Origin of the sequence: Paenibacillus sp. HWE-109, assembly GCF_022163125.1 — a bacterium.
GTDB lineage: Bacteria > Bacillota > Bacilli > Paenibacillales > NBRC-103111 > Paenibacillus_E.
Genome location: NZ_CP091881.1, coordinates 9,002,691 through 9,021,583 on the forward strand (window position 1 = coordinate 9,002,691; position 18,893 = coordinate 9,021,583).

17 protein-coding genes and 1 pseudogene are annotated in these 18,893 nt (G+C 45.0%); 14 read left to right on the plus strand and 4 right to left on the minus strand.

Annotation, left to right across the window (positions count from 1 at the left end; translation table 11 throughout):
• The first annotated feature begins 76 nt into the window (after window positions 1-76).
• From LOZ80_RS38765 to LOZ80_RS38800, 8 genes are all read left to right on the plus strand, one after another.
• Window positions 77-1,612: an extracellular solute-binding protein gene (locus tag LOZ80_RS38765; RefSeq protein WP_238169455.1), complete on the plus strand. Its 1,536-nt coding sequence runs from the start codon at window positions 77-79 to the stop codon at window positions 1,610-1,612.
• 68 nt (window positions 1,613-1,680) lie between these two features.
• Window positions 1,681-2,589 (plus strand): ABC transporter permease, encoded by a 909-nt coding sequence (locus LOZ80_RS38770; RefSeq protein WP_238169456.1) that lies wholly within the window; start codon window positions 1,681-1,683, stop codon window positions 2,587-2,589.
• 15 nt (window positions 2,590-2,604) lie between these two features.
• Window positions 2,605-3,471 carry a carbohydrate ABC transporter permease gene (locus tag LOZ80_RS38775; protein WP_238169457.1) on the plus strand — a complete coding sequence of 289 codons (867 nt, stop codon included), beginning with the start codon at window positions 2,605-2,607 and terminating at the stop codon, window positions 3,469-3,471.
• Between the two features lie 87 nt (window positions 3,472-3,558).
• A complete protein-coding gene (locus tag LOZ80_RS38780; RefSeq protein ID WP_238169458.1) occupies window positions 3,559-4,365 on the plus strand; it encodes a Cof-type HAD-IIB family hydrolase in 807 nt (268 codons plus the stop codon).
• Between the two features lie 198 nt (window positions 4,366-4,563).
• Window positions 4,564-5,460 (plus strand): AraC family transcriptional regulator, encoded by an 897-nt coding sequence (locus LOZ80_RS38785; protein WP_238173231.1) that lies wholly within the window; start codon window positions 4,564-4,566, stop codon window positions 5,458-5,460.
• A 252-nt stretch (window positions 5,461-5,712) separates the two neighbouring features.
• Window positions 5,713-6,267: a hypothetical protein gene (locus tag LOZ80_RS38790; RefSeq protein ID WP_238169459.1), complete on the plus strand. Its 555-nt coding sequence runs from the start codon at window positions 5,713-5,715 to the stop codon at window positions 6,265-6,267.
• 124 nt (window positions 6,268-6,391) lie between these two features.
• Complete coding sequence (locus tag LOZ80_RS38795; protein WP_238169460.1) at window positions 6,392-6,946, plus strand: GNAT family N-acetyltransferase; 555 nt, start codon at window positions 6,392-6,394, stop codon at window positions 6,944-6,946.
• A gap of 214 nt (window positions 6,947-7,160) precedes the next feature.
• Window positions 7,161-7,499 carry a dual specificity protein phosphatase family protein gene (locus LOZ80_RS38800; protein ID WP_238169461.1) on the plus strand — a complete coding sequence of 113 codons (339 nt, stop codon included), beginning with the start codon at window positions 7,161-7,163 and terminating at the stop codon, window positions 7,497-7,499.
• A gap of 193 nt (window positions 7,500-7,692) precedes the next feature.
• Here the strand turns inward: LOZ80_RS38800 and LOZ80_RS38805 are convergent, their stop codons facing one another.
• The 3 genes and pseudogenes from LOZ80_RS38805 to LOZ80_RS38815 form a co-directional block, all read right to left on the minus strand.
• Window positions 7,693-10,935, minus strand: coding sequence for an Ig-like domain-containing protein (locus LOZ80_RS38805; protein ID WP_238169462.1), 3,243 nt, complete (start codon window positions 10,933-10,935; stop codon window positions 7,693-7,695).
• A gap of 134 nt (window positions 10,936-11,069) precedes the next feature.
• A pseudogene (locus LOZ80_RS39655) lies at window positions 11,070-11,189 on the minus strand (flavin reductase family protein); the annotation flags it as partial.
• A gap of 501 nt (window positions 11,190-11,690) precedes the next feature.
• Window positions 11,691-13,484: a helix-turn-helix transcriptional regulator gene (locus tag LOZ80_RS38815; protein ID WP_238169464.1), complete on the minus strand. Its 1,794-nt coding sequence runs from the start codon at window positions 13,482-13,484 to the stop codon at window positions 11,691-11,693.
• Between the two features lie 295 nt (window positions 13,485-13,779).
• Here LOZ80_RS38815 and LOZ80_RS38820 point away from each other — a divergent pair, with 295 nt between their 5' ends.
• The 4 genes from LOZ80_RS38820 (at window position 13,780) to LOZ80_RS38835 (ending at window position 16,417) form a co-directional block, all read left to right on the plus strand.
• Window positions 13,780-14,949 (plus strand): serine hydrolase domain-containing protein, encoded by a 1,170-nt coding sequence (locus LOZ80_RS38820; RefSeq protein WP_238169465.1) that lies wholly within the window; start codon window positions 13,780-13,782, stop codon window positions 14,947-14,949.
• 321 nt (window positions 14,950-15,270) lie between these two features.
• Window positions 15,271-15,480 (plus strand): hypothetical protein, encoded by a 210-nt coding sequence (locus tag LOZ80_RS38825; RefSeq protein ID WP_238169466.1) that lies wholly within the window; start codon window positions 15,271-15,273, stop codon window positions 15,478-15,480.
• A gap of 172 nt (window positions 15,481-15,652) precedes the next feature.
• A complete protein-coding gene (locus LOZ80_RS38830; RefSeq protein ID WP_238169467.1) occupies window positions 15,653-15,943 on the plus strand; it encodes a GNAT family N-acetyltransferase in 291 nt (96 codons plus the stop codon).
• Window positions 15,944-15,967: 24 nt separating this feature from the next.
• A complete protein-coding gene (locus LOZ80_RS38835; RefSeq protein ID WP_238169468.1) occupies window positions 15,968-16,417 on the plus strand; it encodes a GNAT family N-acetyltransferase in 450 nt (149 codons plus the stop codon).
• A gap of 276 nt (window positions 16,418-16,693) precedes the next feature.
• On the opposite strand, the gene LOZ80_RS38840 is transcribed toward LOZ80_RS38835, so the two are convergent.
• Complete coding sequence (locus LOZ80_RS38840) at window positions 16,694-17,545, minus strand: aldo/keto reductase (RefSeq protein WP_238169469.1); 852 nt, start codon at window positions 17,543-17,545, stop codon at window positions 16,694-16,696.
• 172 nt (window positions 17,546-17,717) lie between these two features.
• Here LOZ80_RS38840 and LOZ80_RS38845 point away from each other — a divergent pair, with 172 nt between their 5' ends.
• Window positions 17,718-18,167, plus strand: a complete 450-nt coding sequence (locus LOZ80_RS38845) for a MerR family transcriptional regulator (RefSeq protein ID WP_238169470.1) — start codon at window positions 17,718-17,720, stop codon at window positions 18,165-18,167.
• 187 nt (window positions 18,168-18,354) lie between these two features.
• On the plus strand, window positions 18,355-18,801 hold the full coding sequence (locus tag LOZ80_RS38850) for a hypothetical protein (protein WP_238169471.1): 447 nt from the start codon (window positions 18,355-18,357) through the stop codon (window positions 18,799-18,801).
• Window positions 18,802-18,893 lie beyond the last annotated feature (92 nt).

Here is an 18,893-nt window from a genome sequence, read left to right on the forward strand (position 1 = left end):
TGAGAGCGGATTCATCAGCTTGAATAGTCCTCACGCATCCTTAATACACAAAGAAAAAGGGACGGTGTATGTTAAATTGAGACAAAAGAGCAAAGGTAAGTACTGGGCTATGGCTGTCATCCTTTCATCCGCTTTGATCGCGGGTTGTTCCGACAAAGGCAACGAAACGAATGGTTCATCCACTTCGCCCAAACCGAGCGCATCAACAAGTACAACTGCGGCCAAACTGCCTGAAGCGGGAAGCTTTCGCATGTTGACGGAGCTTTCTCCTGGCTGGCCTGCCAAGCCGGATTGGCCCATATGGAAATGGGTGAAAGAAAAAACGAATATTACGGTGAAGCAAGAGACGCAGACGGGTCCAGAGTCGTTAGCACTTTCGATCGCATCGGGGGATATGCCCGACGTGTCCGCGATTTATGTGGGCGATGCTCAGAAGTATGGTCCACAGGGTGCATTCCTTGATTTGTCCAAGCATTTGGATAAGATGCCGAACGTCAAAACGTTCCTGGCTGCCCATCCGGATGTCGCCCAAAGGATGACTTCGCCCGGAGGAGAGATGTACCAGTTGCTCAGCGACGGTGCAGGTGCAGGCAATCAGATGGTTTGGTTTTATCGGGATGATGTTCTAAAGAAAAATTCGCTCCAGGAGCCCAAAACGTGGGATGAACTGTACGAAACGGCGAAGAAGCTGAAACAGTTGTACCCGGACAGCTATCCGTTTGTTTTCCGTCACGCTTTGGGTACGCTCAATACGTTCGGGCCGGCTTTTGGCGTTTATCCCGGGATCTATGAAGATCAGGCTACAGGTAAGCTCAAGTACGGGGCGACGGATCCAAACTTCAAAAAAATGATCGAATATTTGAGCAAATTCCATAAGGAAGGCCTTATCCCGCCAGATTGGCTAACAATGGATTATAAGGCTTGGACGCAATTCATCGCGACGAACAAGTCGTTCATGACGGTTCAATACATCGGCCAGATCGAAACAATGAACACGGAGTTTAAGAACGGGGAGCATCTGAAATTTATGGCACCGCCAGTCGGAGCGGGCAGCAAACCATACCTTCCTAGAGGAAACTATGAAACGCTTGGATTTGCCGTATCGTCCAAAACGAAAAACCTTGACGTCGTTCTCCGCTATCTTGATTTTGCGTATTCCAAAGAAGGAACGGATATGCTCAGTTGGGGGAAAGAAGGGGAGACCTACACAATCGATAACGGTAAAAGGAAAATGAACCCAACCATTAAAGAAGCAAACGATCTCCGCAAAGAAACGGGCATTATGACGGCGGGCACCTACGGACAGTTCGATTACAGTGCCATTACGTCAATGAGCAACGAAAACGAAAAATATTCCTATTCAGAGGCGGCGAAGTATCAATTCCCGGTTACTAATGTCCTGCCGGCTTTGAAGCCGGATGAAAAAAGTGCAATCGTGACAACCGAAGAGCAATTGAATAAATATTATGAAACGTCTGTGACCAAATTCATTATGGGTGAAACGCCGTTGACGCAGTGGGATACCTTTATCAGCGAGCTGAACAAGCTTGGCTTGCAGAAAATGTTGGATGCGTACCAAACGGCATTTGATCGGGTCAAATCGAAAAAATAGATAGTCGAAGCGAAGGGCCAACGCATCCAAGGCTTGGCCCTTTGATTTTTTCGGGAGGAGGTAAGGAAATGAAGCTATCCATCTTCAGGCAGTTGAAGCGTGATCGAACCTTTGTCTTGCTGTTTGCACCGGTATTGGTTTATTACATCATGTTCCGGTATGTTCCGATGTTCGGCATCGTCGTCTCGTTCATGGATTATAACGTGTTTAAGGGCTTTACCGGAAGTCCTTGGGTAGGGTTAAAATATTATAAGCTGTTCCTCGACAACCGGGATGCGTTAGTCATTATCAAGAATACGATTTTGCTTGGAGCCTACAAGCTTTTCTTCGGTTTTCCTGCACCTATTATTCTCGCGCTTCTGCTGAATGAGCTTCGAAGCACGATCTACAAACGATTTGTACAAACGGTCAGCTACCTGCCGCATTTTCTGTCCGGGGTGGTTGTTTCGAGTATGATCGTGTTGCTGCTATCACCGAGCACGGGATGGATCAACCATACGCTGCAAGCGCTAGGGATGCCGGCCATCAATTTTTTGCAAAAAGAAGAATGGTTCCGCACGATCTACGTCAGCTCAGAAATTTGGCAGCAAATCGGCTGGGGTTCCATCCTTTTTCTTGCCGCTTTAACAACCATTGATCCGCAGCTGTATGAAGCGGCCAAAATGGACGGAGCCGGCAGATGGAAGCAAACGTGGAACGTCACGCTGCCCGGTATTGCGCCGACAATTGTAATTATGTTTATTTTGCAAATTGGTCATGTGCTGGAAATCGGTTTCGAGAAAGTATTCTTGTTGTCCAATCCCGCTACCTACGATACGTCGGACGTCATATCGACTTACGTATACCGCGTGGGGGTGTTGCAAGGAAATTTCAGTTATGCATCGGCCATCGACTTGTTCATGGGGATCATCGGATTCCTGCTCGTCTATTCCAGCAATCAGATTAGCCGTAAACTGGGAGAAACCAGCTTATGGTAGGGGAGAAATGAACATATGCAGAAGCGAATTCGTTATTTTGACTGGATGAACGTTCTTCTTATGGGGATACTCGTTTGCTTGATGCTATTTCCCTTCATCCATATGGCAGCGGTTTCCATAAGCGCATCGGACTATGTGATTCGCAATGAAATTGCGCTGTGGCCCAAAGGCATTAATTTTGAAGCCTACAGATCCGTCCTGCAAGACAAACGGATTCTGATCGGATATAAAAACACGCTTATTTATGTCGTGCTAGGAACGGTATTATCGTTGGCATTCACGACCATAGGTGCTTATGCCTTGTCAAGAAGGGGGCTCGTATTCGGTAAAACATTCATGCTGCTCGTCGTCTTCACGATGTTGTTCACGGGCGGTTTGATCCCGACGTATCTCACGGTGCGCAGCTACGGTCTGCTCGATACCATATGGGCGATGGTACTGCCTGGGCTTGTCTCCTCCTGGTATTTAATCGTCATGCGCACGTTTTTCCAGGGCATTCCACGCGAGCTCGAGGAGTCCGGCAAAATCGACGGCTTATCAGACCTCGGCATTCTGCTAAGAATTGTGCTTCCGCTGTCGAAGCCGGTCTTATTGACCATCGCCCTTTTTTACGCTGTGGGCATATGGGGGAATTTCTTCTCTGCACTTATCTACTTGCGAAATCCCGATCTGTTCCCGCTACAGGTCATTGTTCGAAACATCGTCTTGATTGGTCAAGTTGGCGATACGACGGTGAGCTCCGCGGTTGGAGATACGAAAATCGTGCTGGAATCGTTGAAGTATACGGTCATTCTGGTAAGTACACTGCCTATTCTGCTGGTCTATCCGTTCATCCAGAAGCATTTTACGCAGGGTGTGCTGGTCGGGTCGGTAAAAGGGTGAAATAGGCAGATTAATTCAATATTGAGTCTATCATCTCTCCTGAAATTAGGTTATAGTTGGAGGAATTATTTGTAAGGAGAGATACAGATGTCAGACATACAGGCAATTGTATTAGACTTGGACGGAACATTGCTTGGCAGTGACAAGAGCATATCACCTAGAAACTATCAGACTGTTAAAAGATGTTATGACTCTGGAATTCATATTATTGTTGCCACGGCGCGACCGCCTAGAGCGGCGAATCATTTTGTAGAGAATTTTCCTTTTGTAGACTACTTTGTTTATTACAATGGTGCACTAATAACATGCAAGTCTAAGCAAACTCAGCGGCACATTAGCATCCCAAACGAGATTAGCCAACAGATTAACAAATTCATCGAGTTACATGCTCCTCAATCGTTAATTTCATACGAGGTTAATGATTCGTGGTATGCGTGTAGACCAGTTCCCGACTCGCAGCGTGCTCAATTCGGTCTTCGTTCGAATGATCCGAAACCCCAGGTTATTGATAACGATTTTATTAGTTCACTCTCCCCCACCAAAATATTGGTTCAAGGTTGGAGCACATGGAGGGATATAATAGAGCAGTTCGGCGACCATGTGAACGCAATCGCAACCGATGGAGGGGTATTGGTTCAAATTATGCAAAAATCAGCATCAAAGGAAGAAGCCGTGCAATGGGTGCTTAATGATGTCGGGGTGAAGTCAGAAAATGTAATGGTATTCGGGGATGACTTTAACGATTTAGGACTATTCCAAATGTGCGGATTTCCCATCGCAATGGAGAACGGGATCATTGAACTGAAAAATTGTGCAGCCCACGTAACCGACTCAAATGATAACGATGGTGTTGCTGTTGCAATTGAAAGATTTGTGGGTGTAATCAATGGGTAAAAATGATTCAACTACGGGAAACATTAGTTTAGACAAACCAAGGAGCAGATCGCCGCTGCAGGCGATTGTTCGCTTTTCTTTGAAGTAAAGTGGCAGCAAACCTCGTAACATATGTTGAGAAGTAACTTATTTTGGCACAAAATGTTGCGAACCTATTTTCCGCCGCGCCTATAATTGAAATCGAGAGGAGGGACTAAGATGGAGTGGTTGGAGCGGATGAATCGAGCGATAGACTATATTGAAGCAAACCTCACTGGAGAGATCAAATTGATGGAAGCGGCCCACATGGCCTGCTGTTCGTCATATCAGTTTCAACGGATGTTCTCGTTTATTACTGACGTGACGTTGGCGGAGTATATTCGGCGGAGACGACTGACGCTTGCCGCGTTGGAGCTGCAGCACGGTGGGGCGGCGAAGGTGATCGATGTCGCGCTGAAGTACGGCTATGAGTCGCCAATTTCTTTCGCGCGAGCGTTCAATTCACTTCACGGGATCACGCCGGCCATGGCCCGTCAGGAGGGGATTGCCCTTAAAGCTTATCCCCGTCTATCCTTCCTTATCACAATTAAAGGGGCAATGGCAATGAATTATCGAATCGAAACGAAGGAAAGTTTTGAAGTGTTCGGTATTGAAGGTGTATTCCGCGTAGACGGGGGCGGGGAGGCGCCGCAGACACCGGCGAAGCTGTGGGAGCAGAGCATTGCGAATAGCGACGTGAAGAGGCTTGAAACATGTGCAGGCGATTTGCCAGCGTTCGTTAGCCAGGATTTGCATGCCGTACATGCAGTATGCAGCTACCGGAAGACCGGATTAGACACGTTCCCGTACATGCTGTGCGCTTTCAAAAGAGAAGGGAGTAACACGGCCGGGTACACTACGGTGAGTATTCCCTCGCATACATGGGCGATCTTTCCGTCGGAGCCGCATCCATGGGATCAGTTCGGCGCGACGATCGAAACGCTATACAAACGCTTTTACACCGAGTGGCTCCCGACCGCAGGATATGAGCAGGTGGACGGAATAGAGTTCGAAATGTACGGTGCTAAAGACGACCTCAATTATATCGAACTATGGTTTGCAGTTCGTAAAGTGTGATGAAAACCATTTCAAGCGGAAGAATGCCCAAAAAGTAGAGAATTTTCTTTAATTCATCTGGCATTAATCAATTAGCCCCTCAGCCGTTGCTGTGGGTCTTTTTTTGCACAATGCTTGAAATGCAGATTACGCTAATGAAGGAAAAGAATGAGGTCTAACCGAATAATGAATTATCCCTTAAGCGACTGATCTTTACGATCTGCTGCCGTTTTCATGGTAACGAGCTACGGAAACAGGATGAAGAGGTGAAATATGATTCGAGGAGTAATTATTGAAGGTTTGTCTACCTCAGGAAAAACATCAGTATTTTCTGCAATAAAGAGATTACATAGCCAAACACACAATGGTGAAAAGACGATAATTGCAATAAGTGAACACTACTCGCAAGTTTTGCATTCATACCAGGGTGTTTTAAGATCCATGGACAAGGTTGAACATATTCAGCTTTTAAATCGTCATGTTGATTATCTCGAGCAGCAATTCGAATGGATTGATGCACTTGGGCATACGAAACCATCTAACGGTGTCTTTTATCTTTTGGAGAGGTTCAATGTCAATCATCGAGCGGCCTTTATAAATTCCGAAGAAATTGAAATGCTGGAAAAACGTCTATTAAAGCTGAATGCACAATGTATACTCTTAACCGTATCCAAAGATGCAGTAGAGTCTAGATTTATTGAAAGTCGGGGCGAAGTTTGGAAATCGTATGTGATGAAAAACCACCCCACGGTAACAGAGGCATGTAAGAAGTTTTTAGAGGATCAGGAAAAGCTTCGTATGTGTTCTAAACAATCGCTAATTCTATAACTATCTTACAGGCTAAAATTATACTAGGAGGTCGTGAAAATGACGGATCAATATGTATTCCGTTAAGTCCGTGGTCCCCCGCCGTATCGTTATTCACACCTTATAAATCTTTAGGGGGACGAATATGGATATTTTAATCAGAGAACTAACGGCTGGGGACGATGACGGGGGTACAAACCTTGATGATAGCTTTATCGTGGATTCTACCCTTGTCTTGCAACTAACGGGACAGCGAATCGGATATACAGTGAAAGAGAAACCTCTTAGCAAGAAAAGCTACAACGACTTGCTCTTTGAAGAAGAGACGGAGAAGGATTATTCGAACTACATCGGCAATCCTGATCAAATCATCTATTTAGCGCTTGTAAATAATCGAGTAGTGGGTCAAGTTATTTTGAAAAGAAATTGGAACAAATATGCCTATGTGGAAGATATCAAAGTTGACAAGCAATATAGAGGACGCGGTGTTGGCCGCAAACTAATCGAACAGGCCAAACGCTGGACGAAGGATGGCGGTATGCCGGGAATCATGCTGGAGACGCAAAGTAATAATGTCCGCGCATGCAAATTCTACGAAAGCTGCGGTTTTGTCATCGGTGGTTTTGATTCCTACGTCTACAGAGGCTTAGATAAACAAAGCGATGAAATCGCGATTTATTGGTATCTGATGCTTGAATAATAAGTGATTAACTCCCCAACATTGTTACAGGACAAGAATAAATACCATTAAGAAGTCGCCATATTGGCGGCTTTTTAATGATGTAAATTAGGGCTGATTTGTTCAACATTAGTATAAGAATTTTCAAGAAAAAACGATTGGGAATTCCTAAATATGGTAACATGTGAGTAAAGGAATTAGAGGTGTATTATGAAGCATCAATGTTTGGATTGATTTGAGAGACATTAGATCGTCAAATCGTAATGTATATACACCAGAAGGAATTGAATATATTGCATTTCCTTTTCGTGATGGGGAATTAATGGAAGCGAAAGAGTTTTTACCAAAAGCAAAGGAAGTCCTTCAAAATAGAATCGAACAAAACAAACGAATTCTTGTTACTTGTCATCAAGGAAGGTCTCGTTCTGTTATGTTGCTGCTGTGGTTTTTAGGTGAGAAAAGGGGCTCTTTCACAAAAGCTTTTAAAGAAATAAAATCAAAGCGCCCTATTATAGAACCTGATAAAAATTTCAAACCGCTAATCGAAGAGTGGAAGAAAGAATATCCAAACTGAGTGCAGGGCTTAACTAGACGGAGAACAAGAGGTTTAATTACCCAAAACAAAAGAGCTACAGCGGATGTAATGGAAGTCTCTGGCTGGGAGCCCTGTAGTTCCGCCGACACAAAGGGCTAACGACAAAAAAGGCATTCCCTGTAGTAGTTAACTACAAAGGAAATGCCTTTTTCACATACCCACACTGTTTAGTTTAAGGCCGCAGCGATTTCGGGGAAACCGGCTCAATTAACTTCAATAATGCAATGATGTCCGCTTTATCAAACGTACTATTTCCATCCATATCATACCCCAATGGCGTTACCGCGAGAACATTGGTAATGTCCCACAGCTTCTCCTCTTTTTGATAAAAGAGGGACACGATATGTGCGTTCGAAGCTGTCCCGTCCAAGCTCACTACTTTAACTTGGAATCGGTTCAAGCCTTCCACGAAAGTAACAGGTTCACTCTGTCCGTTCGTCACCTCGATGGATGCGCCTAGCTGGCCGCTCTGCGGATCCATCCGCTTCAACTCGGTGCTAGTACCGGCTTCCATAGAAGCTGCTCGAAAAGTAAATGCTGAGTTAGCGCCATGAACAACAGCCGCGGTCCACGGTGTGGATGTTGGCAGTACTTTGCTATAGGCATCACCTGTGAGCACAAGCTGCGCGAAAGCAGGCTTCACAACAACGGTCACCGATTGGGACTCCGTGCCATCTGTGAGGCCACTTCTTTCGTACAGAGCTGTATATTGGTGCGTGCCAGAGCTGACGCCTGTTAAGCTGATATCCGCATTCCCGTACACATCGGTCGTTACCCTCGCCCGTTCAGTGCCATTCTCTTTCAACGAAATGTAGCCGGGCTGGGTCAGGTCACCGATTAAGTCACCTACGGATACGGAGAATTGAATAGGTTCTCCAAGCTGGAAAGTTCCACTCGGATAATTCAAAATGAGTACAGTCCCTTGGGTATTCGGTTTGATGACTTGGGTGATCGGGGTTGACGTCTGTGCTTCATGCAGCAGATCAGGAACGTACGCAACCTGAATAGGGTAAGTTCCAGGTAGCAGCGCTGCTGAAGTGATAAAAGCAGTTCCAGCCGAGTCAAGATGTATTGGAGTGTTTAGTAAGTTGCCGCCACTGAAAACAATATGGCCAGCAGGAATCTGCGACTCTCCATTCGTATTGGTCACATGTGCGGTAAATGTAAGGGGAGTACCATAATAAACTGCCTCCGTTACTGAAGCGGTAACTACGACAGTAACAGGGATTGGTTTAATCTGCAGACTACTGCTGGTTGACACCCCATTCAGGTGCTCGTCGTCCCCTAAGTAACTTGCGACGACCGTATGCGTGCCAACAGCAAGCTGCTCGGTCTCCCAAGTCGCTGTCCCGTTCGTCAGCGTCAAAGCACCCGGCCAATTACTGAAGCCGCCTGTACCTGAAAGTGTTACCGTCCCCGTTGGAACTGACACACCGCTGCCTGCGTTAACTACCTGCACCATTACGCTAACTGTGTGTCCGTATATGCTTTCCCCTGATTGCGGTGCCACAGACAGCTGAACAATAACCGGTGCTTTGGATACAGGCTGGGTAATTGGCTGTGAGGCACTCGTGACATGATTGCCATCACCGCTATATTCCGCCGTAATGACGAGATCGCCAACCGGCAGATCATGAGTGGCAAGCACCGCAGTGCCACTGCTATTTAGTGGGACTGGTGCTTGCAAGTCGACACCGTTATTTTTAAAAGTAACTGTGCCTGTAGGCTTGATGCTAGGATTCAATGTATTCGTTACCTGTACTGTTAAAGTCGTCGTTTCACCGACAGAAATCCCACCCGATGATGATAGGGTTGTCGATGTACTTGCTTTGTTAACGGTATGCCCGACTGCAGCTGATGGACTCACCGCATGTTTGCTGTCTCCGCCGTACTCCGCTTTAAAAGAGTGGGACCCAGTTGATAAACTTTCGGACACTGACCATTCAGCCGTTCCTGAATTAAGTATGGCAGTCCCTAATGTGGTTGAACCATCTTTGAAAGTTACCATACCATCTGGTGTAATTGGGCTACCAATGGCATTTGTTACGGATGCTTTTAACGTTAATGAAGTTCCGTAGGTGGAAGCTGCGTTTGTCGCTCCAAGAACCGTCAAAGTTGATGACGTAGGGATCAGATTGACGACCACGGGAATGGAGCTTGAGCTATTGGCAACATGTGTAAGACTTCCGCTGTAATGTGCTGTAATCGAATGGGTTCCCACTTCTAAAGTAGGCGCCGTCCATGTTGCTGTTCCTGAACTCAACGTCCCGGTGCCAAGTACAGTCGAGCCCTCCTTGAACGTCACAGTCCCTGTCGGTCCAAAAATGCTTACCATGCCATTCGTCACAGTTGCCGTCAACGTCACTGAGTTCCCGTATGTCGTGCTTCCTGGACTAACGCTGACAGCCACTACAGTCGGAATACCTAGGACAGATTGCGACAAACTACTAGACGTACTGGTTTGATGCTGACCATCGCCATCATAAGTCGCAGTGACGGAATAACCGCTAACCGGCAGTGACGACGTCGTGAAGGTCGCGACTCCGCTTCCGTTAACACTCGTAGTTCCCAGTACATTGCTGCTTTCTCGGAAGGTGACCGTTCCTCCCGGTATGACCTGATTGCCACTCGTATTGGCTACTGTCGCCGTGAAGGTAATCGGCTCGCCAACGTATATGAGTCCAGCATTTGAAGTAAGAGTGGTATTGGTTTGAATCGTATTAACCGTATGTTCAAAGGTAGACGACTGTGGACTATGTATACCGTCTCCGCCTGAATAACTAGCTGTTATCGTATGTGGACCGACTCCTAAGCCGGAAAAGGACATAGAGGCGTGAGCATTGAAATTTTCAAGCTGCTCCCAAGTACGTGTCGTTAGCACATTGTTTTGTCCTACAAACGTAACAGTCTTAGCGATGTTATTTACTGTTATATCCGTAACGTAACGATTCCCCGAAAGCTGCCAAGATTTTACCAAAGTGTTATTCGCATCATACCCATACAAATAAACAATTAAATTATTATCCGTATCGCTGTACGCCCAATAACTCATTCCGCCCCACTGAATAACAGGACAGTCCGAGCAAGTGAATTTTTTGCCAGCTTGCACCGGAGCAAGATCTGAGCTCTTATACACAACCTCCGGCTCTGAAGCAACGAGCTCCTGCGGTGCTCCAATCAATGTGCCCCCATCGTAGAACGTGATGCTCCCAGCTGGTGTCGCTCCGCCTAAATCACCATCTGTCACAACGGAAGTAAGCTGCACCGGCTCGCCATAAATGGACGTGGGCTGGCCTGTAATCACGTGCCCTACTGTTGTAAGTGCATAAGCTGCCGGCTGGTACAAGTTAACCAAGAGGGCAACCAAAAGAACTGCGCCAATCCATCGCAGCTTATTCCTATTTTCCCGTTTCACTATCAAACCTCCGCCCTGCGTAATTCTAGTAATTATACTAAATTTATCGGGTTTCGCGTGTATAAAATGAATAGAAAAAAGCCACCTGCACCCTGCCATGTAACAGGTACAAACGGCTCTTCTCTTCCTAAGTGTCAAATAGGACGCTCTATCTCAAACTGATCTCCCAATTTCGCATAGGAGTTGCCTGCCAGCCGACTAACCGGTCTCAAATTCTGAGCGTCAATATGACCCTTGTCGTACAAATCATTAGCGATTTTGTAAATCACTTTTACAAGAAAAGCCAGCAAACCCTTGAGTTTGTTGGCTTCTTCCAACCAAGCGTCTGCATGTTGGCACATAGCGATGAAGTAGACACGAGCGCTCCAATGGCGAGAACTTCGCCCACGCGAAGCCTCTAGTCTGTAATCGACTTTCTGGCGTTTAATACAACGCGGACGGTTGGAACACCTTCCCCAGTTTCGCATCTTGCGACCAATGGGGCAGACGGGCACACCATCTGAGCCCCAAAATACGTTATTCCGAAAAATGGAGGCATTAGTCTCTCAGGTTTAGAGGGAGCACCTAAGTTCAGAATGGAAAGCTAGGCTGTAAGGGACTTGGAAAACATGAGACGTTACAACGAGGGCTGTTATCTGAAACGGTTTCTATAAGGAACAAGCCGAAATGAATTTATTCTTTGAGGGCAGCGGCACGACTGATGAATCTCCAGCTTTTATGTTCTATATCGTGAGTACCATCGGGAAATTCTCCAGCTACACGATATTTTTCGTTCGCGCTATATTTATGGCCTCTTCGCGGTTGTTGACGCCGAGTTTCGAGTAGAGAGTCGAGCAGTAATTGCGGATCGTTCCCTCCGATAAAAATAGCTTGGTGGCAATCGATTTGTAGCGCAGTCCGCTCGACAGTTGCTCCAGAATCTCCATCTCACGTTTCGTAAGCCCATAAGGGTAGTTTTCCAGACTTGAGTTGATCTTCTCCAATTGTTCACGTTGTCGCTTCATCTCTTCGAAAATTCGCGTAGCGACCGATTGATCGATCCAGGTTCCTCCGTTATAAATAAGTTTCAAGGCTTCCTTCATCTCCTGCGGATTAGTCGACTTCAGCATGTAGCCTTCCGCCCCGCGCTCCAATGCAGTTGCAGCCTGCAAGGAATCCTCAAACGTTGTCATGAACACAACCTTCATATCAGGCCATCGTTGTTTCATCTCAAGTAAAGCGTCAATCCCGTCCATTCCCTGCATACGAATATCCATTAGCACGATATCCGGTTGGAACCGATCACAATGTTCTAATGCTTCACGGCCGTCCCCGGTTGTACCAACGACGTTAAAATCAGCATGCTGATCCAAAATTTGCTTTAAGCTGTCGGTAATGATCACCTGGTCATCAACGATCAGAAGGCGGATCGCATCATGTACAGGCTCTGTCTGCAACGGAATATTACATATGACGAAAGTTCCTTGTCCTGACTCGGAATGCACGGACACCGTGCCGTGAAATAGCTCAAGTCGTTCCTTCATTCCATTGATCCCAAATCCAAACTGGATTTCTTCATTTCCGATGCCGTTATCTTCGATCTGTAACCGGAGCTGCTGACTATTGAAATGCAACTGAACGGATATTAAGCTCGCCTTGCCGTGTCGAACCGCGTTGGTTAGAGACTCTTGAAGGCAACGAGATAGACAAAAGTTTGCTTTTTGCATAACGAGAGTCTCACTGCCGATCACACGGAATTTGACCGTTATACCCGTTGACTTTATAAAATCTTCAGTTAATTGCCGCAGCGATTCACTTAACGAATGGTTTAACGGAGTATGAGAGAGCTGATGCAGATGCTTTCGGATATCAACAAGACTGAGTTGGGCGATTCCCACAAGCGAATCGATCCTCTCTATTTGCGCATCTGGTACGGACGATCGCAGTGAGTCGACGCCGACGATGAGCGAGGTAAGCGTATGGCCAATCGTGTCATTCAGCTCATGGGACAGCCGGCTGCGCTCCTCCATCAGCGTAAGTTCCTCAATCCGCTTAATATGCTGCTCCAGCAACAGCTTTTGCTCTTGAATAATTCGGGCTTGCTTATGGTACTGAATTAATATATTAAACGCGAAGCCGATGGCAAAACCAAGGCTGCAGCTAACGACAAACTCATACGGGAGACGAGCAGCAATCCAACCGTTCAATACAGGGAATACGATTCCGCTAAGGATACCTGTCCACACATAGGTTCTTCGACTGCTCGTCAAGCCGATAGTTATCACGAGTAAAACAAAAGACCAAAGCAATCCCGGGGCTGCGTATGCTAAATAAAGATAAAAAAAGCCCGTTACCGTGACTTCGATTGTGAGGTACCACTCTTTTTTCCTATAGAGAATGATTAATGGAACGAGATAAACGACGAAAGCAAGAGAAAGTACAATCCAAAGCGACACAACGATCAATGATGGATCGACAAAACCAGAGCTTGCGATAATGACCAGCCAAAGTGTTCGTATAGCCACAAGTATCCAATCATACCAGAACCTTTTTTTCATTATGGAGAACACGAATTACGCACACCTACTTATATTTTTTTGCAAACCGATTTCCGAATGATTCAGACCTATCATGCAACATAAATTTCCGATCCGTCAAGCGAAGGAGCGGGTAAACAGTTAGAACTTGCTGTAACAAGCACGTCACATGAGACATTTGACATTTTTCATATGGTATATGTGACAGGTCCAAGTCCGAGTGTCAACAAAAGCCTGGTGGTTTTATCACTATCCGATTTAACAACTTCGGGGGTAAGGTGATGATGTAAAGCAACACAACATTCCAAAATAATAGGAGCGATGAGTTATGAAATCATTCACGATTCAAAAAGGGACTGTACTTGCATTAACAGCTATATTGGCGGGTACACTGGTATTTTCTGCTTGTGGATCTGTAAACGCGTTACAGAATGAAGGCTCGGTACAATCGGATACAGAGAAGGCAAAGAAAAACAAACATCGGGATGAAGTAGAACGCGCCATTGATGAGGTGGTAACCACCAAAGGAGTCCCAAGTTACATAGCTGGCGGGCTACAGAACGGGGAACGCTGGTCTTACGCTGCAGGTACAGCCAGTTACGAAGTACCACGCCCGGTAGAGTCCAATTTCTCATTCCGTATTGGAAGCATTTCGAAGACGTTCACCGCCTCCGTTGTATTGCAATTGGCTGACGAGAAAAAATTGAATCTGGATGATTCGGTCGAAAAATGGCTGCCAGGCCTCATAAAAGGTGAAGGGTATGACGCCAACAAAATTACGATTCGTATGTTATTGAATCATACAAGCGGGCTTGCTAGCTATACAGATTTGGATTTCCGAGATATTACTTTGCCTCAAAATCCGTTCCGTTACTATTCCGTCGATGAACTTATCGGAATGGGACTTTCAAAGCCGGCTGTATTTGCGCCAGGGAAGGGCTGGAACTATTCCAACTTGAATACTGTAATAGCCGCTCAAATTATTCAGATGGTAACAGGAGAAACGTATGCGGAGCAGATCAGGAAACGGTTCATCATACCGCTTGGGATGACAGGAACATTTGTGATGGGAAATAGTCATGAAATTCCGGGTAATCATGCCACAGGATATAATATGGACAGATCGGGTCATTTGTACGATTTTACAGAAATGAATCAATCATGGGCAAATGCAGCCGGAGATATAGTCTCAACAACTAATGATTTGACTACCTTCTTCAGTGCGCTGTTGGGCGGGAGGCTTCTATCTCAAGAGTTGATGGACCAGATGCACACAACAGTAGATGGACCTATGGGTAAAGTCGGACTAGGGATTTATGAATTTAAAACAGCGGACGGGCAATCCTACTGGGGGCATGCCGGCGGTACTTTCGGATATGAATCGAGAGCCGTCGGATCTCTAGACGGGAAGCATATTTTGGTAACGGCCATCAACGCGGTAGGCCCGGCAGTGGATCCGGCTCACAATAAAATAATAAATAAGGAGTTTATCAATTAAGTTTAAAGCCGACATCGCGCCCTTTATTTGAGGGCGGATGTCGGTTTCTTCTGTGATTAACCGTCGTTTCTAGCAATCGAGGCAACCTTCGGGCAAGCTGATTATAATTTCGAAATACTTCAAAAGTTTATGGAAGCAAATAAAACGGAGAAGGGAATCAAGACCAATACGGAACGATTCATGATAATGGGAAGGAAATAATGGGTTGTTAAACTAACTGGAAACGATAGTTCAATAATCCGTCCATGTCTAATTATGGAACTTTTTGATGGAACGGTCCGTATAGTTCACCATAGCTAACAAATTTATGAGGTGAGATAAATGGACATTCAACAAGAAAAAATTTGTGTAAAATGTGGTAACCAAATGATTAAATGTTATGTTGATGATGGATTTAAGGGTTTATTGGTTAAAAATCCTGAAGGAGATAGATTGTTTAGTAACAAAAAACAAACCAATATAAATCCTTTTATATGCACAAATTGTGGCTGGGCAGAATGGTATGCAGAAGATCCAGAAAACTTAAAGTAAGCATATCCTTGATCTTAAACTAACGCAAAACTATAACATAATTGACCTTCAAGTCAGAGGCTGCCGAGTAAACCGGCAGCCTTTTCTCAACTAATAAAGGGAAGTTTTTTTCAATAATTTATTGTACTAATATGGTAGAATATGTATATATTAGTGGACGAGGTGACTAGAAATGAATTCTGTTACTTTTGTAAGGCTAGCATCCTTCACAGATGCTGAAGAACTTTCTAGGCTAAATCAAGAGTTTAACGGCGGTGTAAAAAGACCTCCAACTAAGATAATTGAACGCTTAAATATAAATCATAACGAATTGATTGCAGTAGCAGAGATAAGTGGTAGAATCGTTGGTTTTGGCTGTGCTCAAAGTTTTTATTCATTTTGTTATGAAGAACCACACGGAGAAATTACCGAACTCTATGTAGAAGAAGCCGCTCGAAGAAAAGGAATAGCAATTGCAAAATGATCTAACGAATTGAGGCGTTTAAATATGAAAGAAAACAATGTCAGGGAAATTAGGGTAACTGATTATCACGATATTTATTTGTTAAATCAAGACTTTAACCCGAATCTGCATGTATTTTCCAAAGAGAAAATAAAAGAGAAGATTGAAATTATTATAAAGAAAACTAAAGATATCATCTTTGTTTACGAACAAAACAACGAGGTAATAGGATATATTCATGGAAGCCCGTATGAATTGCTTTTTTCCGACTCTTTAGTAAACGTCCTGGGATTTGTTGTTAAAGCAAGTTATAGAAATCAAGGTATAGGCAGCATGTTGATTGAACGTCTTGAACAGTGGGGAGTGGACAATGGATTTTCTGGGATGAAACTGTTATCTCACCCAAGTCGAATACATGCTCACAGGTTCTATGAACGACGCGGCTATAGGTTTACCAAGGACCAAAAAAATTTTATTAGAAAATTCGAGGACTAAACTATCGGTGAACGATAGCTCAATAGACATCAGCAGAAGGCTGCCGATAGCATAGAACGGCAGCCGTCTTAGCTTAACGGGCATGTTTGTTGAGCATTTCTCCGAATAGAAGTATTTAATAGGAAATGTTAATTATTGATTGAGCAATTTGATGATGAAATTATTCAATCGCGGGAAAACAACGAATTTGCACTTCAAGTAAAGAAAGGACAGGTGGCCCTGTCCTTTCTTAATAGACGAGTGTAAAAGCATGATGAGTTCACGGTTGATCAAGGTTTACAGATCGACTTTCAATGTGCCCAGCATCTTGGCGAATTTCGGATCGTGGTAGGATAAGAAAAGACTTTCCCGTGTATCGAGGGAGGAAATCTGTTCCATATCGTCTGCGCTCAACTCAAAATCGAAAATGTCGATGTTCTCGACGATCCGCTCTTTTCTCACCGATTTTGGGATAACAACGACTTCACGCTGAACAAGCCAGCGCAGCACGACCTGGGCGACGGACTTGTTGTGTTTTTCTGCTATCGAGGCCAGCACTTCGTTGCCGAACATGTTGTTGAGACCTTCAGCGAACGGCGCCCACGACTGGTGCTGAACTCCCTGCTCTTTCATAAAAGCGGCGCTCTCAGTCTGCTGGTAGAACGGGTGCGTTTCGATCTGATTGACGGCGGGTACGATTTCGTTATGCACGATGAGGTCCATCAGACGGTCGGGCAGGAAGTTGCTGACACCGATCGCTTTGATCTTGCCTTCGCGGTACAGGTCTTCCATCGCACGCCATGCGCCGTAGTAGTCACCGAATGGTTGGTGTATAAGGTATAGATCGAGATAGTCGAGCTGTAGCTTCTTCAAGGATTTGGCAAACGCCAGCTTGGCACTCTCGTAGCCGGCATCCTGAACCCACAGCTTAGTCGTGATGAACAGCTCCTCACGTTGGACGCCGCTGCGCTTGATCGCGCGTCCGACCGCTTCCTCGTTCAGATAACCGGCGGCGGTATCGATCAGGCGGTAACCGGCCATCAGCGCTTCATATACCACGTTCTCGCATTCTTCAGCATCGGGAACCTGGTAGACACCGAAGCCGATGATCGGCATTTTCACTCCGTTGTTCAATGTTACGTTTTGCATTGTAACTCCTCCTAGTGTTCAAATGTATAACAGCAAACGGCGCGTATCCCGGGAACTGGGCACTGCAGCGGTGTTTCCACTTACGGCTGAATTGCATTACAATAAGCTTAGAACCTTCGTGTTACACGAAGTCAAGCCGTCATCTAAAATTAATTTTCTAGGAGGATTTCACATGCATACGGTCAAAGAAGCCGCCCAGATAACGGGACTCACCGAGCACGCCGTGCGCTTTTACACGGATAAAGGTCTGGTGCCAAGCGTACAGCGAAATCAAAACAACATTCGGATGTTTGACGATGAATCGATCAACTGGCTGCATGGCGTCAAATGCCTTAAGCAATCCGGGATGCCGATTGAATTCATTAAAAAGTATATCGATCTCTGTCTCGAAGGGGATTCGACCATTCCGCAACGCTTCGCACTCATGATGGAGCATAAAGAAGCGGCTCTAGTTCAGCTTGAAGAAGCCAAACGGCACGTTGCGCATTTAGAACAAAAAACGGCCCTATATCAGGCCATTCTGGAGAACCGTTCTCCAGACACGACCAATCCCAGCAACTGGGTCAAAATTCAGCATATGCATGCTGACGTATTTTACTCGCCCTCTGTTCGGAAGGCGTGAGAGATATTCATGAGCACATCAACCGTTTTGGAGAAAATCCTCGGTTTAAAACACTTGATTGGATTGGCAATGAACAAGATTCATATCAGTTAACGAGGAACGTTAGTTCAAAAAAGATTGAGTTTAATGTAGATTGAAGGGTAATTAATGTACAAATTTGTGTGATTATGAATTATTGGAGTGAAAGATGGAAAACGGCAGAATTGCAGGGGTTTTATCAATAATTTATCCTGGTGTGGGTCAACTGTACAATGGACGGATTAAAAAATGGTTTTATTATACTTGTCTTCAAATATTATTGACCGTTCTCTTTCCTCCCATATTTAGAATAGCCGACTTATTCACAACATACTTGTTTTTGTTTGGGATCATTACTATTATCTTACTGCCACTTGCACTAATTCCTTTTTGTTGGTTAGCATTTGGATTCATCTTTTTACCAAGACATTCAGCCTATAAAGATGCTATAGAAAAAGTTGAGACTTATGATTCAAATCGAGAAACTAACAAGACTAAATATTTTAGCTTGAAACAGCGATTAACAATTGTTGTTTTAGTGTTAATGATCGAAGTGTTAATCTCGCTATTCTTATTTGAATATTCTTGGGAATTTACAACAGACCTGTTATTGTAAGTTCATTTCAAAATTCCTGGACTTGCGGCAAGGAGTTTCACTAGTTCTTCATCCGGGGGAAGGTTGGATCGATCCCGATTACTCGGAGCCTA

What these genes read in the sequence shown, in the direction of transcription:
- LOZ80_RS38780 (WP_238169458.1), top strand. Translation starts at nt 3,559, where the DNA reads ATGTCAGACATACAGGCAATTGTATTAGACTTGGACGGAACATTGCTT.
- LOZ80_RS38825 (WP_238169466.1), top strand. Translation starts at nt 15,271, where the DNA reads ATGGACATTCAACAAGAAAAAATTTGTGTAAAATGTGGTAACCAAATG.
- LOZ80_RS38850 (WP_238169471.1), top strand. Translation starts at nt 18,355, where the DNA reads ATGGAAAACGGCAGAATTGCAGGGGTTTTATCAATAATTTATCCTGGT.
- LOZ80_RS38770 (WP_238169456.1), top strand. Translation starts at nt 1,681, where the DNA reads ATGAAGCTATCCATCTTCAGGCAGTTGAAGCGTGATCGAACCTTTGTC.
- LOZ80_RS38775 (WP_238169457.1), top strand. Translation starts at nt 2,605, where the DNA reads ATGCAGAAGCGAATTCGTTATTTTGACTGGATGAACGTTCTTCTTATG.
- LOZ80_RS38790 (WP_238169459.1), top strand. Translation starts at nt 5,713, where the DNA reads ATGATTCGAGGAGTAATTATTGAAGGTTTGTCTACCTCAGGAAAAACA.
- LOZ80_RS38820 (WP_238169465.1), top strand. Translation starts at nt 13,780, where the DNA reads ATGAAATCATTCACGATTCAAAAAGGGACTGTACTTGCATTAACAGCT.
- LOZ80_RS38830 (WP_238169467.1), top strand. Translation starts at nt 15,653, where the DNA reads ATGAATTCTGTTACTTTTGTAAGGCTAGCATCCTTCACAGATGCTGAA.
- LOZ80_RS38835 (WP_238169468.1), top strand. Translation starts at nt 15,968, where the DNA reads ATGAAAGAAAACAATGTCAGGGAAATTAGGGTAACTGATTATCACGAT.
- LOZ80_RS38840 (WP_238169469.1), bottom strand. Translation starts at nt 17,545, where the DNA reads ATGCAAAACGTAACATTGAACAACGGAGTGAAAATGCCGATCATCGGC.
- LOZ80_RS38845 (WP_238169470.1), top strand. Translation starts at nt 17,718, where the DNA reads ATGCATACGGTCAAAGAAGCCGCCCAGATAACGGGACTCACCGAGCAC.
- LOZ80_RS38785 (WP_238173231.1), top strand. Translation starts at nt 4,564, where the DNA reads ATGGAGTGGTTGGAGCGGATGAATCGAGCGATAGACTATATTGAAGCA.
- LOZ80_RS38795 (WP_238169460.1), top strand. Translation starts at nt 6,392, where the DNA reads ATGGATATTTTAATCAGAGAACTAACGGCTGGGGACGATGACGGGGGT.